This window comes from Peptacetobacter sp. AB800 (assembly GCF_047807365.1).
In the GTDB taxonomy this organism is placed as follows: Bacteria; Bacillota; Clostridia; order Peptostreptococcales; family Peptostreptococcaceae; genus Peptacetobacter.
The window spans coordinates 25,571-40,516 of record NZ_JBLOUI010000001.1; the positions used below are offsets into that span (position 1 = coordinate 25,571).

The 14,946-nt window shown below is 30.5% G+C and carries 14 protein-coding genes and 2 other annotated features; of the genes, 4 read left to right on the forward strand and 10 right to left on the reverse strand.

Annotated features, from left to right (window positions below; genetic code table 11):
• Positions 1 to 21 precede the first annotated feature (21 nt).
• Positions 22 to 693: a TetR/AcrR family transcriptional regulator gene (locus tag ACK2WN_RS00125; protein WP_300531427.1), complete on the forward strand. Its 672-nt coding sequence runs from the start codon at positions 22 to 24 to the stop codon at positions 691 to 693.
• 61 nt (positions 694 to 754) lie between these two features.
• On the opposite strand, the gene tyrS is transcribed toward ACK2WN_RS00125, so the two are convergent.
• From tyrS to ACK2WN_RS00140, 3 genes are all read right to left on the reverse strand, one after another.
• Positions 755 to 1,969 (reverse strand): tyrosine--tRNA ligase, encoded by a 1,215-nt coding sequence (gene tyrS, locus ACK2WN_RS00130; RefSeq protein WP_416154497.1) that lies wholly within the window; start codon positions 1,967 to 1,969, stop codon positions 755 to 757.
• A 48-nt stretch (positions 1,970 to 2,017) separates the two neighbouring features.
• Positions 2,018 to 2,257 (reverse strand) — a binding site (T-box leader).
• A 56-nt stretch (positions 2,258 to 2,313) separates the two neighbouring features.
• Positions 2,314 to 3,321 (reverse strand): hypothetical protein, encoded by a 1,008-nt coding sequence (locus ACK2WN_RS00135; RefSeq protein WP_300531432.1) that lies wholly within the window; start codon positions 3,319 to 3,321, stop codon positions 2,314 to 2,316.
• Between the two features lie 145 nt (positions 3,322 to 3,466).
• Complete coding sequence (locus ACK2WN_RS00140) at positions 3,467 to 3,964, reverse strand: DUF6560 family protein (protein WP_300531435.1); 498 nt, start codon at positions 3,962 to 3,964, stop codon at positions 3,467 to 3,469.
• Positions 3,965 to 4,115: 151 nt separating this feature from the next.
• Between ACK2WN_RS00140 and ACK2WN_RS00145 the strand changes: the two genes are divergently transcribed.
• Positions 4,116 to 5,141, forward strand: coding sequence for a GNAT family N-acetyltransferase (locus ACK2WN_RS00145; RefSeq protein ID WP_416154498.1), 1,026 nt, complete (start codon positions 4,116 to 4,118; stop codon positions 5,139 to 5,141).
• A 57-nt stretch (positions 5,142 to 5,198) separates the two neighbouring features.
• Here ACK2WN_RS00145 and ACK2WN_RS00150 read toward each other — a convergent pair whose 3' ends face one another.
• Positions 5,199 to 6,149 (reverse strand): helix-turn-helix transcriptional regulator, encoded by a 951-nt coding sequence (locus ACK2WN_RS00150; RefSeq protein WP_300532002.1) that lies wholly within the window; start codon positions 6,147 to 6,149, stop codon positions 5,199 to 5,201.
• Positions 6,150 to 6,321: 172 nt separating this feature from the next.
• Between ACK2WN_RS00150 and ACK2WN_RS00155 the strand changes: the two genes are divergently transcribed.
• Complete coding sequence (locus tag ACK2WN_RS00155) at positions 6,322 to 6,543, forward strand: hypothetical protein (RefSeq protein ID WP_329999184.1); 222 nt, start codon at positions 6,322 to 6,324, stop codon at positions 6,541 to 6,543.
• A 97-nt stretch (positions 6,544 to 6,640) separates the two neighbouring features.
• Here ACK2WN_RS00155 and ACK2WN_RS00160 read toward each other — a convergent pair whose 3' ends face one another.
• The 4 genes from ACK2WN_RS00160 to deoC form a co-directional block, all read right to left on the reverse strand.
• Positions 6,641 to 7,933 carry a hypothetical protein gene (locus tag ACK2WN_RS00160; RefSeq protein ID WP_416154499.1) on the reverse strand — a complete coding sequence of 431 codons (1,293 nt, stop codon included), beginning with the start codon at positions 7,931 to 7,933 and terminating at the stop codon, positions 6,641 to 6,643.
• Between the two features lie 155 nt (positions 7,934 to 8,088).
• Entirely contained in the window at positions 8,089 to 8,961 is an 873-nt protein-coding gene (locus ACK2WN_RS00165) for an SDR family oxidoreductase (RefSeq protein ID WP_416154500.1), read from the reverse strand.
• Between the two features lie 2 nt (positions 8,962 to 8,963).
• Positions 8,964 to 9,908 (reverse strand): class I mannose-6-phosphate isomerase, encoded by a 945-nt coding sequence (locus ACK2WN_RS00170; RefSeq protein ID WP_300530135.1) that lies wholly within the window; start codon positions 9,906 to 9,908, stop codon positions 8,964 to 8,966.
• The gene (gene deoC / locus ACK2WN_RS00175; RefSeq protein ID WP_416154501.1) at positions 9,908 to 10,591 is read right to left on the reverse strand and encodes a deoxyribose-phosphate aldolase; all 684 of its coding nucleotides are present in this window, start codon (positions 10,589 to 10,591) and stop codon (positions 9,908 to 9,910) included. The genes ACK2WN_RS00170 and deoC overlap by 1 nt, the downstream gene beginning before the upstream one ends.
• Positions 10,592 to 10,792: 201 nt before the next feature.
• Between deoC and ACK2WN_RS00180 the strand changes: the two genes are divergently transcribed.
• A complete protein-coding gene (locus tag ACK2WN_RS00180) occupies positions 10,793 to 11,500 on the forward strand; it encodes a GntR family transcriptional regulator (RefSeq protein WP_300530139.1) in 708 nt (235 codons plus the stop codon).
• 50 nt (positions 11,501 to 11,550) lie between these two features.
• On the opposite strand, the gene ACK2WN_RS00185 is transcribed toward ACK2WN_RS00180, so the two are convergent.
• Both ACK2WN_RS00185 and ACK2WN_RS00190 read right to left on the reverse strand, forming a co-directional pair.
• Positions 11,551 to 12,951, reverse strand: a complete 1,401-nt coding sequence (locus ACK2WN_RS00185) for a L,D-transpeptidase family protein (RefSeq protein WP_329998356.1) — start codon at positions 12,949 to 12,951, stop codon at positions 11,551 to 11,553.
• A gap of 292 nt (positions 12,952 to 13,243) precedes the next feature.
• Entirely contained in the window at positions 13,244 to 14,443 is a 1,200-nt protein-coding gene (locus ACK2WN_RS00190) for an argininosuccinate synthase (RefSeq protein ID WP_006440177.1), read from the reverse strand.
• Positions 14,444 to 14,649: 206 nt separating this feature from the next.
• Positions 14,650 to 14,864: a binding site (T-box leader), on the reverse strand.
• Between the last annotated feature and the right edge of the window lie 82 nt (positions 14,865 to 14,946).

A 14,946-nucleotide genomic window follows, 5' to 3' on the forward strand; every position in this document is an offset into this window, starting at 1 on the left:
ATTAATCTTTAGGAGGATTTTATGAACAGATATAAAAAAGGACTTAATACTTGTAATTACATAGTAGAAGAGTCAAAAAAATTATTCTACACTAAAGGATATTCTAAGACAACTATCCAGGAAATATGTGATAATACAAACATAACTCTTGGTAACTTTACATATTACTTTAAAACTAAACAGGACTTATTAAAAAGAGTATACTTCGACTATTTAAAGGATATAGAAAACTTTGTTATTGAAAACTCAGAAGAATACCCTGATTTATTTGACAAATATTTAATGGTCTGTATGATATATAACTACAATATATTCTCTGATAAAAAAATATCTGACTTTAACTACAGTATAATAAAAAACGATACAATATATAATGATGTATTCCTTAACCTTCCAACCGAGGATGTAAGATTTGCTTGTGGAAATACAGATGAAAACTTAAGCAAAAAAGAATTAAAACTTCTTTACTTATCAGATCTTGGAACAAGAAAAGAGCTTACTCAGTACTATGCTGAAAATGAAGAATTATTTGATTCACCACTTGAATTTGCAGCATATATGGCAGAAATAGAATCAAGAATATACAAAGCTAACGATATAAATGTAAAAGAAAGATTCTTAGATAATCCAGATTTTGTAGAAAAAATAAAAAATAGTGGAATTACTTTACTTACAGCTCCAGAAGTTCAATAATAAAAAATTAACCCCCAGAAAAACTGGGGGTTTTTTGTTTGCTTTATTTATTTTGTTATTTTTATTTTACAACTATTTTTATGAATTTCTTTTTACCTATCTGTATAACTAGTTCTCCATTTGCTTCAACAGCGTTTAAGTCGTTAACTTTTTCTCCGTTAACTTTTACTCCACCCTGTTTAGCAAGTCTTCTTATTTCACTCTTACTTGGAACTAATTTGTTTTCAACAGCTATACCAGCTATATCTAAGTCAGCTGCATCAGCTTCAACTGTTAATATATCATCTGGTATATTACCTTTCTGGAATACGCTCTTGAATCTGTTTTCAGCTTCCTGAGCTTTTTCTTCTCCATGGTATAGAGTAACTATTTCTTTAGCTAATTCCATTTTTATATCTCTTGGGTTAGCTCCACCTTCTAATCTAGCTTCTATTTCAGCTACTGCATCAGGATGAACATCTGTTACTAGGTTGTAGTATTTTATTATTAATTCATCTGGTATTTCCATAGCTTTCTGGTACATAAGTCCAGCTTCTTCATCTATTCCTATGTAGTTTCCTAATGATTTAGACATTTTGTTTACACCGTCAAGACCTTCTAGTAAAGGCATCATTATAACTACCTGTGATTCTTTATCGAATTCTCTCTGAAGTGATCTAGCCATTAAAAGGTTGAATCTCTGGTCAGTACCACCAAGCTCTATGTCTGCATCTATTGCTATAGAGTCGTATGCCTGCATTAAAGGATAGAAGAATTCGTGAACTGATATTGGCATCTGTCCTTCGTATCTTTTCTTGAAGTCTTCTCTTTCAAGCATTCTTGCTACAGTTATTGTAGCAGCTAGTTTTATAACTTCTTCAAAGTTTAATTTTCCTAACCATTCGCTGTTGTATCTTACTATAGTTTTGTCTTTATCTAATACTTTGAATATCTGTTCCTGATAAGTTTTTGCATTTTCAAGAACCTGTTCAGTAGTTAATGCTTTTCTTGTTTTAGATTTTCCTGTTGGGTCACCTATTTTACCTGTGAAGTCCCCTATTATTATTACTACCTGATGTCCTAAGTCCTGAAGCTGTTTCATTTTTCTAAGAACAACTGTATGTCCTAAATGGATATCCGGAGCACTTGGGTCAAGACCTAATTTTACTACTAATGGTTTGTCTTCTTTCTGTGCTTTAGTTAATTTTTCTTTAAGGTCTTTTTCATCTATAAGACTGTCTACACCTTTCATTACGATCTTCATCTGTTCATCTACAGATAATTTAGATATACTCATAACTTTTCCTCCTAAAAATTTTTTAATCAAAAAAACTCCCGTCCTAATAAAAAGGACGGGAGATATCTCTCGTGTTACCACCTTAGTTCTCAGATACCTCTCGATATCCGACTCAGTGTGTCAAAATAATAGACACTGCATTATAACGTATGCAAATCGTCAAACCCTACTATTATTTCAGGCAAGCGGCTCCAAAATGTACTTCAGATATACAAAACTACTCCATCACACCAACCTGGAGCTCTCTGAAAATCCCATAAATCTTACTCTTTTCTTCTCAGCCTTTGTTAATTAAATTAAAACTTTAAATTTTAAACATATATTTATAATATATGTCTTTTCGCTTAATTTGTCAATAGAGTAGACATTTTTTCACCGTAAAACTCTCTAAGTCCATATTTCACATCTATACTCATAAAGTATAGTATTGCTATAATCGCAGCTAACCAGAAATAGCTTAAAAGAATAAATAAGTATAGTATTGTAAATAATCTTACCTGTCCCATACTCTTACCTTTAGTAAGCATATATCCCTGTATTCCCGCAATAGAATCTCTTATTAAGAAATAAAGACCTGAATAGAAGAAACAATTCATTATTGTATCAATATAAGCCATATTTGTCTTTATTCCGTATTTATTCATAAGGCTAAAGGTCATAGTGTAGATAACCATTATGTAAAATAAATTTCTTGAACAGAACGTCATCCTAGAGAAAGTTCTAAAATGTCTTATAACTTCATATTTTTTCTTTGTTTCCCCTTTTAATACATTTAATCTATTCCCTACAAATAAACCTATTATATAAACACCTACTACAGTTCCAAGAGGTATCAATGTTATTGAAACATAGAATACCGTACTAAAATAGCTCTGTATAAATTCTGGTGGAAAATTGCTAAAAGATGGAACATTTTTAGTCATATACTTCGCCATATAAGATATTGTTTCTTTGAAATCTTGAATAAAGCTATATCCTATTAATTTTGATGCGTATATATCTATAAACACCATAATTATAGATCCTATAAGCGTACCAAGAAGTAAATCGTCCATTAGACTAGTTTTCTTCTCTGATAAAATACCACATAGTATCCCCAAGATAATTCCCTGACTCGCCCAGATAGCAGTTCCAGGATTTCCAAGCACTGCAAATACAATCATCAATCCTGACATAGCTGATAAAACAGTATATTTTGATCCGCATTTTAAATATATTATAAAGTAGAATAATGGAACAATATAATCTAAATATATCCCATATCCTATACCACTTCCTACAGATATAATCGTCACAACAACAAATATCGCGGTTAATAACGATGCTTCGGTAAGTTTTCTTGTTTTATCCAAATTCTTTCCTCCTTTATTAATTATTAAATTAATTTGTTATTCAAAGCATAGTAGATAGTATAACATCAATTTATAGAAATTTACAAATAATTTTCAACGAATTAAAAAGGAGACTTTTTTAAGCCTCCTCATCAAACCATAATTCTTAGTAATCAATTCTAACCTTTTTTCTTTTTAAAACCTTCATTACTTCATTAAATCCTATAACTGTGTCGGCTATCGTAGCTACTTTTTTCCCAGATGAATAGATAGTTTTTTTATTTTCTTCACATTTTAAACTATCTATTTCACTGTATGGTATAGATTTTTTACCAAAAAGACTTATTACCTCAATCCCGTCTTTTTCTATTTCTATTCTCCAACTTTTCATCATCAAGAATTTAATAAAAATAACCGCTATTATACAGCTTATGACCATTCTTGGAGTTGCTGCTTTTTCCATTCCAAATCTAGCAGTCATTATAACTCCTGCAAGCCCAAACGCTCCCATAGCTAATAAGAAGAACTTCTGGTACTGCACTCTATATTTTAGAGTAGTATCAAATTTTTCCTTTGGTAGTTTTTTAGTTTTAGCTGTTACCATCTCTATAAACTGATAAACTACTGGTAAAGCACAAATTATTGTCGTTAAAGTATTTAGCATTTTTCCCTCTCCTAATTTAAGTTTCCTTCACTATAATAACATAATAAAACGTTTTTTTAATCAAATTTTATAAATTAATAATCTAATATTTCTGTATTTTTTGTGAATATGGTATAATTTAGAAAAACTAATAAAATAGGAGTTGATATTTTTGTTTAAGATAAAGCATTTTAACGAACTTAGTTTAAACGAATTTTATGAAATTTCAAAAGCTAGATACGAAGTTTTTGCTTGTGAGCAGCACGTATTTGAAGTTAATGATTTTGACGATACTGACAAGGTTTCATATCATATGTTCTCATACGATGGAGATAAAATAATAGCTTATTTGAGAATAATTCCAAAAGAATTTAGCCACTATGAAAATACAGGTATAGGTAGGGTTTTAGTTTTAAAGGAATATAGAAGATCTGGACTTGCAAAGAAAATGGTCGACGCAGCTGTTGAATTTATTACTGAAACTTTAAAAGAAGATAGTATCTCACTTTCTGCACAAGAATATGTTTGCTCTCTTTATGCAAAATGTGGTTTTGTTCCTGTATCCGATGTATATATGGAAGCTGGAATACCTCATGTTGAAATGGAGTACAATAAATTTAAAAATATAAAAGTTCTTATGGAAAAAAATAATCCAACAGAATACCCTAAATTTGACCTTCCTGAAGGATTTTCAATAGTTAAATATAAGGACGGTTATGAAAAAGATTGGGCTCAGATTCAGACTGATTTAGACCAATTTGAAAATATAGAAGATGCTTTAAAATGTTTTAAAGATACTTTTTTAGATGGTACTGATGATGTATATAAAAAGTGTTTCTTTATACAAGATAGTAAAGGTAAAAATATTGCAACAGCTTCAATCTGGGATGGAAATCATTTTGGAAAAACTCTTCAAAGAATTCACTGGGTTGCAGTTTCTAAAGAGTGCCAAGGACTAGGACTTGCAAAATGCCTAGTTTCTGCTGCATTAGATGTTTTTAATGAGTTAGGATTTAAAGATTATATCTATCTAACATCTCAAGTATCTAGCTACAAAGCACTTAATATATACTCAAAATTTGGCTTTACTCCATACACAGATAAAATGCCTATAAACTGGGGTATGGACGAAAAAGAATTTGAAAGAGATACAAAATACGCTTGGAGACAGATTAAATTACTTTCAACAAAAAAATAATATTAAATAAAAATTGGATGTTGTAAAACTTAGCTAATTACAACATCCTTTTTTATTTTAATAGTTATATGTACTCATCATTTTCTTTATATCTTCTTTTATATCATCTACTAGTTTTTTAGGCTCTAAAACAGTCACATTAGGTCCCATTCCAAGTATCCAGCTTTTTATCTGCTCATAACCCATCATTCTAGCTCTAAATTCTATGCTTCCATCACTTAATTCCTTAATACTCTGTTTTGAGCTCCATCTTTTTTCACTTACTATGGTTGCAAATGGCTCTCTTATAATTAGATGAATTTCTATTTCTTCTCCTTTGAAATTTCCAATAGAGTTTTTAGTGTATTCATGTATATCAAAATCTTCGTCTATTTTATACTTTTCATCCATTATGCTAAGCTTGCTGATTCTGCACAGTTTGAAATCCCTAACTTCTTTTCTATTTTCACAGTATGCTATAAGATATGTATCGCCTTCATAGTTGTATATTCCATATGGATGAAGAACTCTCTCAGATTCTCCTGATTTTATTGACTTATATCCTATTCCAATCTTCTTTTTCATAGAATATGCATCAGATATCTGCTCACAAAGTTTAATTTCTTTTTCCTTGTTTACACTGCTACCTGGATAAATATAAAAATACTTAACCTGCTCGTCTATATACTCTCTCTTTTTAAAATTAGATTTTATTCTATTTATAGAGTTTTTATACTCATCTGAATACATATTATTAGACTTTGTTAGAAAATCAGATACTCTATCCAAGATACTAAGATCCATATCCCTCACAGGGATAGAAAGATATCTACTTCCTGGAGCTATAGAATATCCACCGTATTTTCCACTCTGAGAATTAATAAATATCCCAGCTTGTTCAAGCTCACTTTTATACTCCTGAACCTGTCTATTACTAACCTCTAACTCTCTAGCAATTTCTTCAATTTTCATTTTTCCGTTATTCTGTAGCAACATAACCATATTAAGTGCTGCACCTATTTTACCCATATTAATACCTCTCTTTTTTGTACTTATTTATAATATACATCTTTTCAAGTTATTTATATAGAATATTTTCTAAAAATTTTAAAATAATTTTCTTTCCTCACATTATACTGCGTCAATAGAAGTTATAATTTAATTATAAAATAAGAAAAAAACTTATCTGGAGGCGATATTTATGAAACAAAAAAATAATATAAACAATTTGGACAATGCTTCTTTAGCTGCTATGATGAACGAATTTGAAATCAAAAAAGCTATAGAACTTTTCTCAGATTTAAATTTATTCTTAGACAAATATAAATACTGCTCATGCTTTGTTGATAACGACGAAGATTACGTCTCATTTTTAGAATATCTTGAAATAGAAGAAAATCTAAGAATGGGCTATCTTATATAATTTTAAATTTTTCATTTTTTTAAACCTTTTATTTTGTTATTGTTGTTTTGTTGAAAAGAAAGGGATGTTGCAAACTCTGCAACATCCCTTTTCTCCTTTATTGCGGATTTATTATCCCACCATTTACAAATATGTATTTGGCAACTTCTCCATCTATTGAATTATCCTTTATAAACTCAGGATCTATTAATAATTCTCCTTCGTCCACAAAACCATTTACTATTATTTCGTTTTCTTCACCCAATACTGCGAAATATGTTTGGCTATTTCCTTCTATTGTAAATGTATCTCCTATGTCCTTTCCAATCCTGTACATTCCAGTTTTTTTATTTTCATCATTTGTCATATCTAATTCTACCTGATCTGCTCTATAAAGCGTTCCATTATCTAGCTTAACTGTATCTCCATTGTCTAATTTTGCATAATAATTTCTATTAATATTCTCATACAATTCAGCATTTTCTCTGTCTAAAACAGAATATACTTCTATTCTTGCAAATGGAGTATCTTTATCATTCTTTACAAATAAATATTCTCCTGCAGGAATATCTCCTCCATCTCCTACACGAACCTCTTCTTTATCTGTTTTTATAACATCTTTTTCAGGTACAATATATTTTAATGGAACTTCTTTTTTATATTCTGAAAGCTCTATATATGACTCACTCGTAACTGGTTCTACAGTATAATCATTAGAATTTCCAGAGTCTACAAAAAATGAAATAAGTCCAATTGCAACATTTATTATCACTATAATAAGCACAAGTTTTCCTATCATAGGTGCAATAGTGTTTAAAAGACCTTTTGGATTTTGATCTTCTCCACATTTAGGACACACTTTTGCGTCGCTGTACATCTGTGAACCACAGTTTTTACAAGTTTTGTATCCACCTGATTTTGACTTTTTATTAGACTTATTATCTTGTTTAGAAAATCCTTTGTTTTTATTAGCCTCTGCATTACTCTGTATATTCTTATATTCATTTTTTAGAGTGTTAAATAAATCTTTAGACTCTTTACTTGCATTATTTTCTATCCAAGACTTAGCCTTATTAAAAACTTCATTGTTTTCTATCTTGCTTGAAGTATTATAATCGTTACTTGAATAGCTGCTATCTACATCGTCGTAATCATCGTAGTCGTTTGAATTATAATAATTACTTGAATCATAGTAGTCTCCTAAATCATAATCACTAGACGAATTATCTCTATCACCATATCCTATATGACCTTCTTTGTGCATTTTTTTCTCAGCTCTAGATTTGGACATCTTTCTAAAAATACTTCCCTTGTCATCATAACTATAATCTATCGCTGGATCTCGCCTTCTATCTATCTTTATCTGTTCCTCAGTGAAGTTGACTTCATCTTTATAATTTTCTCTTCTCATACAGATCCCCTCCGTATACATTTTCTAGTTAATTTATTTTAACATATTAGCATTAGTATAAGTGGTGACAATTTTGAAATCTTTCAAAAATTCTCTCATATAATCCAATAAAAAAACGACCTATAAATTTAGGCCGCTTTTATACAAAGTAATATTTATTTTGATAAAGAAAAATCTTTTAAAACTTCTCTTACATCTGATTTAAAATCTCCAAATTTTATTCCCATTTCTTCAAGTTTTGAAGAATCCAATCTGTAATCTCTAAATCTGTCGCTGTATCTTTCTGTGTTAGGAAGGATGCATTTTTCTATATTTTCTTCAGTTATTCCCATTTCTCTAGCTACAAAGCAAGCACTCTCATATGTAGTCATATCGTTTGATGACGCTACATGGTAGATACCTGCAGGTAGTTCTACTATTTTGTCAAACTGTTCTGCTAAATGTTTAGCATAAGTCATACATCTTCTTTCGTTGCAAGTGAATAAAGTAGGTTTCTGATACATTATAGCATTTAAGACATTTTTAACTATGCTTGGACTAGCTTTAACCCCTGCAAATGAAAGTCCCATCATCCAAGAGAATCTAAGTATTACTGCATCTACTCCACTATCATTTATATATTTTTCGCAATCTATTTTATTCTGTCCATATACAGTTACAGCTTTTGGCTCTTCATCTTCTTTAAATGGACCATGATTTTCTTTTCCGTTGAATATCTGTTCAGTTGAGCAGAATATTAATCTTGCCCCTTTTTCTTTACAAGCATCTACAATTCTTTTAGTAGATTCTACATTTATATTGGCTGCAAGCTCTGGATTTTCTTCACATACAGCAGTAGTTGCATTTGCTGCAGTATGTAAACATATATCAAATTCCTGTGATTTAACAAATTTTTCTACCTCATCTGGATTAGAAAAATCTGCATCATCTCTAGTCATTTTTATCCAATTAAATTTATCTTTGTTACTATTTTGAATATAACTAGCTATATATCCCCTTGCTCCTGTTACAAGTATAGTTTTTTTCATAATTATATCTCCTTTCCCGGTTGGCTAAGCAGTATATGCGCTCCTTTTTCTATTGTTATTTTTTTAGACGCATAAGGTACAAATACATTTTCGTATTTTTGAAGAAGTATTTTTTCTCCATTCCATTCTATTATACAATCTTCTCCTATATTAGACACTATACAAAAATGTTTATCTAGTAAAATATCCATATCATTTTCCAGATACAACTCATCTATTACATACTCATCAGATTCTATTAACCTTCTGCTTTTTTCTTCATTTTTTACAAATTCTGGCTGTTTAGAAAAATCTACAACATCAAATGATTCTTTTACGTGTAGATCTCTTTTTTTACCGTTTTTATCAACTCTATTGTAGTCATAGAATCTGTATGTTGTATCTGAGTTTGTACCTATTTCTAGAGCAAGTATATCCCGTCCTAGTGCATGTATCATCCCTTCTGGAATAGTTATAAAATCTCCCTTTGAAACTTCCCATCGTTTTAGGTATTTTTCAAGTGTCCCATTTTCAAAGGCTTCTTTTATAACATCTGTATCATCTGTAGTAGTTCCTGCTACTAACTTTGCACCCGGTTTTGCATCTATTATGTACCAACTCTCCTTTTTACCGAAGTCATCAGAGTTTTTAATTGCATACTCGTCATCAGGATGCACCTGAATACTTAAAGAGTCTACCGTATCTAAATATCCAAGTCTCAACATTTCATGAATAGTATATCCCTCACCAAGTATAGAGCTTTCATCTTCTTTTATAAATTCATAAAAATTTTTATCCGTTTCATAATTCTTTATAACATTTGCGCTCTTTTTATTTGCTGAAATTTCCCACCAAGTTCCGTAGCCTTTGTCGTATCCTCTTGCTTTACTTATATTGTTTCCACCCCATATAGTTTCAACTTTTATACTTTCGACAAATATCGGTCTTTTAGCTTCTCCGTTGTACATTATTTTTCATTCTCCTTTTCAAATTCATCAAGTATTTTTAATGAAGAACTCGTACCTATTCTTTTAACACCTAGGTCTATCATTTTTTTAGCAGTTTCATAATCTCTTATTCCACCAGCAGCTTTAACAGATACTTCTCCGTCCACTGTATCTATCATAAGCTTAACATCTTCTATTGTCGCTCCACCAGTACCAAAACCTGTACTAGTTTTTATAAAGTCTGGTTTAACTTCTTTAGCTATCTCTGCTAATTTTTTTATCTCATCCTTTTCTAAATAGCAGTTTTCAAATATAACTTTTGATATTTTATTATTTTTTCTACATATTTCTACTATAGCTTCCATTTCTTTTTTTATAAAGTCCCAATCGCCCATCTTTGCTTTACTTATGTTTATAACATAGTCTATTTCGTCGGCACCTTTTTTTATGGCATCCTCTGTTTCAAATAATTTTGTTTCTAATCCACACTGCCCTAGAGGGAATCCTATTGCAGCTCCAACGTGTATATCCGTACCATCTAGCTCTTTCTTACAGAATGTTACCCATTCAGTATTGATAGCCACCATAGCAGCTCCTATAGATTTTGCTTCTTCACATAACTTTCTAAGATCATTATCTGTAGCATATGCCTTTAAAAATGTGTGATCAAAGTATTTTGCTAGCTTATTTTTAGTTAATTCCATATTAAAACATCTCCTTTTTAAAACTCATAGGTATTATTTTTTAACTTTTTTGATTTATTTGTCTATAATATACCATTATGTAAGTAATATGTCAATATATTATATTCATTATGTAATATATAATATTTAATATGTAATTATATTGTATATATTTTTTTTGAATGTTATAATATAATCATTAAAGATTAAGGAGATATTCTAATGGCAGCAATGTATTTAAAAATAAAATGCGATTTACTCGAAAAGATAAATAACGGAACATACAAGGAAGGAGATTTAATTCCTACCGAGATAGAGTTAGCAGAGTTTTACAATGTAAGTAGACCGACTGTTAGACAAGCTATCCAAATTCTTGTGGATGATGGTTATCTTGAAAAGAGAAGAAAAAGGGGAACAATGGTCTGTCAAAGGAAAATTGAGCAGGAATTTACACAGAAAATTTTAAGCTTTGATAAGGAAATGAATAAAAAAGGCCTAACTACAAGCACAAAGGTTATATCATTAAAAATAGAAAAAGCATCTGAAGAAGTTTCAAATGCTCTTGGAATTTCTTTATCAGAGAATGTTTGTAAGCTTATCAGACTTAGATATATCGACTCTAAGCCAAATGTTATCGTAACAACATATATACCATATAATAAATTTCCAGATATTGAGAATGTGGATTTTATAAATTCTCGTCTATACGACTATTTTTCTGATAAAGGCAATCCAGTAACTAGAATTAAAAGAAAGTTGGAAACAATAAAAGCTGATGAAACAACAGCTGATTTATTGGATATACAAGAAAATGATCCTGTATTTTACTTCCATTCTTACGGATACGGAAACGATAATAAAGTGATTGAATACTCTATTTCTAAGTATAGAGGAGATATAAACTATTTTGTATTTGATTTATACAGATAAACATAAAGGGACTACTGCAAATCATTATTGCAACAGTCCCTTTTATTTTTTTAGTATAAAATTATTGGTGTTCCTTTTTCTATTGTTTTGTATATAGTAGCAGCTCCACTATATGGACAGTTTACACATCCATGAGAACCATTACTTCTATATATTCCACCACCGAAAGAACTTCTCCATGTAGCATCATGAAGTCCTATATTTCCGTTGAATGGCATCCAATAGTTTACGTGAGAACTATAGTTCCGTCCATTTAAGTATGTATCTCTCTGTTTGTAGTTTAGAGGATATATACCACCTGGCGTACCATGACCTTTGCTTGTATTTCCAGTAACTACAGGGAAACTAGTTATAAGTTTTCCATCTCTATAGTACCATAAATACTGTCCACTTAAGCTTATTTCAACATAAGTATTTCCTATATCGTCTTTTGTACGGTGAAGTGCTGTCTGAGAGTAAACTGGTTCTCTTGTAACACTTTTTCCTGCTTCTATAACTTTTGTAAGTTCGTCTGCTTCTTTTTCTTTGTCGATTAACCAACCGTAAGAACCACCGTATATAGTTATTTCTTTACCTGAAGATGCTTTGAACTTTCTAGGGTCTCCATAAGTACTGTACTGTTTACTTAAACCTCTTAAAAGCTCTATCATTCTATCTCTATTGATAGTTATGTCGTAATTTCCTTCTGAATCACAGTTTAAAAGCTGTGCTATTTCATATCCGCCGAAAACTTCTTTTCTATCTTCAAAGTCATAAGTAACTTTCATCTTAACTTTTTTGTTAAGTTCTTCTACAGCTTTTGCAAGTTTAGAGTTATCAGCTTTATTCTTTGGCTGTACATATAATCCAGCTTCATCTATATTTATAGTTTTGTTTCCAGATAATATAGATTTCTGAACTTCTTTATAAAGTGCATCCTTATTGACCTTATTTCCATATATTTCAGGTCTTATTTCGTAAGAATTTGTTTTTCTGCTATATTCTGGATAAGCACTTTTTGGCTCTATTATATAGTTTTTATCAAATAATTCAAATCCATTGTATAATTTTTCTAGCTTAGCCTCGTCATATCTAACTGTATCTGCTTTGTAGTCTTTGTTTTTGAATACTCCAACTATCCATCCAAATGAACTCTGACTATCCTTTATTTTCTGTATCTGACCTTCATCGTGGAATGTAAGGTCTATATCCTTTGATTTTATTGTAAATTCTTTATTTCTTTTATCAGTCATTGTAAGGCTATAGTCGTCAGAAACATGACTGAACATTTCCTCAACATCCGCTACAGTTTTCCCTGAACAGCTTTCTCCATTTATTACAGTACCAAAGTAGAAATGATTTGTGAAGAATACTGCTAAACCGATATATATTACAGCTAACACGCCAACTATTATTGCTGCGATCTTTTTCTTTGGGATATCTTTAATTCCCTTTGTTGACAATATACCCACTCCCTTTCCTTAAATTTTACAGACTTTAGATATAACTCAATAAAGCTCAAAATCTTTTTAAATAATTTCACTTTACCATTATAACGCAATTTTTTTTCATATTCTATATTTCCATTTAGAATAATGTTTACAATTCCGTAAATTTTGTGAAATAACCTCAATTTAATATTTTCAATTAAATAACTCACTAATACTCTTTATAATAACACATTTTCAAAAATACAACTACCTTCTATTCAAAAGAAATAAAAAAAGAACTGTTGCAATTTATACAACAGTCCCAATTTTTTGCTTATTTTCCTTCTTTCATAGCTCTAATTTTTAGAGGTAATGTAAATAGATTTATGAATCCTTCTGCATCGTGGTGGTCATAGTATTCACTATTTCCGAATGAAGATATACTTTCATCGTATAGTGGAGAGTCTGCAAATATTCCTGCAGGTTTTATGTTTCCTTTGTATAGTTTAACTTTAACTGTACCAGTTACATTTTCCTGAGTGCAATCCATGAATGCTTCTATTGCTTCTCTTAATTTTGAGTACCATAATCCATCGTATATAAGCTCACCGAATTTTATAGCTACTCTCTGTTTGAAGTGAAGAGTTTCTTTATCTATACAAGCACTTTCTAATATGTTGTGAGCTTCGTAAAGAATTGTTCCTCCTGGAGTTTCATATATTCCTCTTGATTTCATACCAACTAATCTGTTTTCTACTATGTCTATTATTCCTATACCATGTTTTTTACCAAGTGCATTTACTGCCTGAATTAATTCTACTGGAGCCATTTCAACACCATTTAATTTTTTAGGCACACCTTTTTCAAAGTATATTTCTGCGTATTCTGGTGTATCACAAGCCTGTTCTGGAGTAACACATTCTTTGTATATATCTTCTTTGTGTTCGTTTTCAAGGTGTTCTATATCCCCACCTTCAGTTGATACATGCCAAAGGTTAGCATCTTCTGAATATATTTTTTCTTTTGTAGCTTTTACTTTTATTCCATGTTCATTAGCGTAGTCTATAGCATCTTCTCTAGATTTTATGTCCCATATTCTCCAAGGTGCTATTACTTTTATAGTTGGATCTAGTGCTGCGATTGTAGCTTCAAATCTAACCTGGTCATTTCCTTTTCCTGTACATCCATGGCAGATATATTTTGCTCCTTCTTTATGAGCCACTTCAACTAGTTTTTTAGCTATTATAGGTCTAGCAAGTGAAGTTCCTAATAAGTATTTTCCTTCGTATTTAGCTTCAGCTTTTATAGCTGCATATATTGTAGTTGTTACAAATTCTTCTGATATATCGTCTACATATGCTTTTGATGCTCCACTTTCTAATGCTTTTTTGTAAACATCTTCCATATTGTCATCCTGTCCAACATTTCCACAGCAAGCTATAACTTCTATATCATCGTAGTTTTCTTTTAACCAAGGTATAGTTATTGATGTGTCTAATCCTCCTGAATATGCTAATACAACTTTTTCTTTCATTTTAATTTCCTCCCTTTGTTCTCTTCCTTTTTTTAATTTTTTAATTCTATATTTTTCTTTTTAAATTTGTGATAATTAGGTAATAAAAAAAGTCCCTCAGTGAAATTTTCACTGAGAGACGAATATTTCCGTGGTACCACTCTCTTTGATAGATTATTAATTCAATTAGTTTGGTTTGAGTATAAAAAAAATCGCCTCTTGGAAAACCAAGAGACGAATTATAATCCGCGTTACCACTCTAATTGATAGTAAATACTATCCACTCTTTCCTTTAAGGCAGGATTACCTGTTGCTTATATCTTTTAAGACTTTCACAACAATCTCCAAAGCTCTATTCACTCCAGATATCAATACAAGGCTTCCACCGTCCCCTGCTCTCTATAAAATCTCTCTGAGTTACTTTCTTTTTCAACGATTACTCATTTATTTTTTAATATGTTTATATAATAAATCATATTTTCTTTCGTGTCAACACAAATTATCAGAAATTTTTAAAATATCGC

Excerpts from the sequence above, each read along its gene's own strand:
- ACK2WN_RS00125 (WP_300531427.1), top strand. The coding sequence starts at position 22 with ATGAACAGATATAAAAAAGGACTTAATACTTGTAATTACATAGTAGAA.
- tyrS (WP_416154497.1), bottom strand. The coding sequence starts at position 1,969 with ATGAGTATATCTAAATTATCTGTAGATGAACAGATGAAGATCGTAATG.
- ACK2WN_RS00140 (WP_300531435.1), bottom strand. The coding sequence starts at position 3,964 with ATGCTAAATACTTTAACGACAATAATTTGTGCTTTACCAGTAGTTTAT.
- ACK2WN_RS00150 (WP_300532002.1), bottom strand. The coding sequence starts at position 6,149 with ATGGGTAAAATAGGTGCAGCACTTAATATGGTTATGTTGCTACAGAAT.
- ACK2WN_RS00155 (WP_329999184.1), top strand. The coding sequence starts at position 6,322 with ATGAAACAAAAAAATAATATAAACAATTTGGACAATGCTTCTTTAGCT.
- ACK2WN_RS00160 (WP_416154499.1), bottom strand. The coding sequence starts at position 7,933 with ATGAGAAGAGAAAATTATAAAGATGAAGTCAACTTCACTGAGGAACAG.
- ACK2WN_RS00165 (WP_416154500.1), bottom strand. The coding sequence starts at position 8,961 with ATGAAAAAAACTATACTTGTAACAGGAGCAAGGGGATATATAGCTAGT.
- ACK2WN_RS00170 (WP_300530135.1), bottom strand. The coding sequence starts at position 9,908 with ATGTACAACGGAGAAGCTAAAAGACCGATATTTGTCGAAAGTATAAAA.
- deoC (WP_416154501.1), bottom strand. The coding sequence starts at position 10,591 with ATGGAATTAACTAAAAATAAGCTAGCAAAATACTTTGATCACACATTT.
- ACK2WN_RS00180 (WP_300530139.1), top strand. The coding sequence starts at position 10,793 with ATGGCAGCAATGTATTTAAAAATAAAATGCGATTTACTCGAAAAGATA.
- ACK2WN_RS00190 (WP_006440177.1), bottom strand. The coding sequence starts at position 14,443 with ATGAAAGAAAAAGTTGTATTAGCATATTCAGGAGGATTAGACACATCA.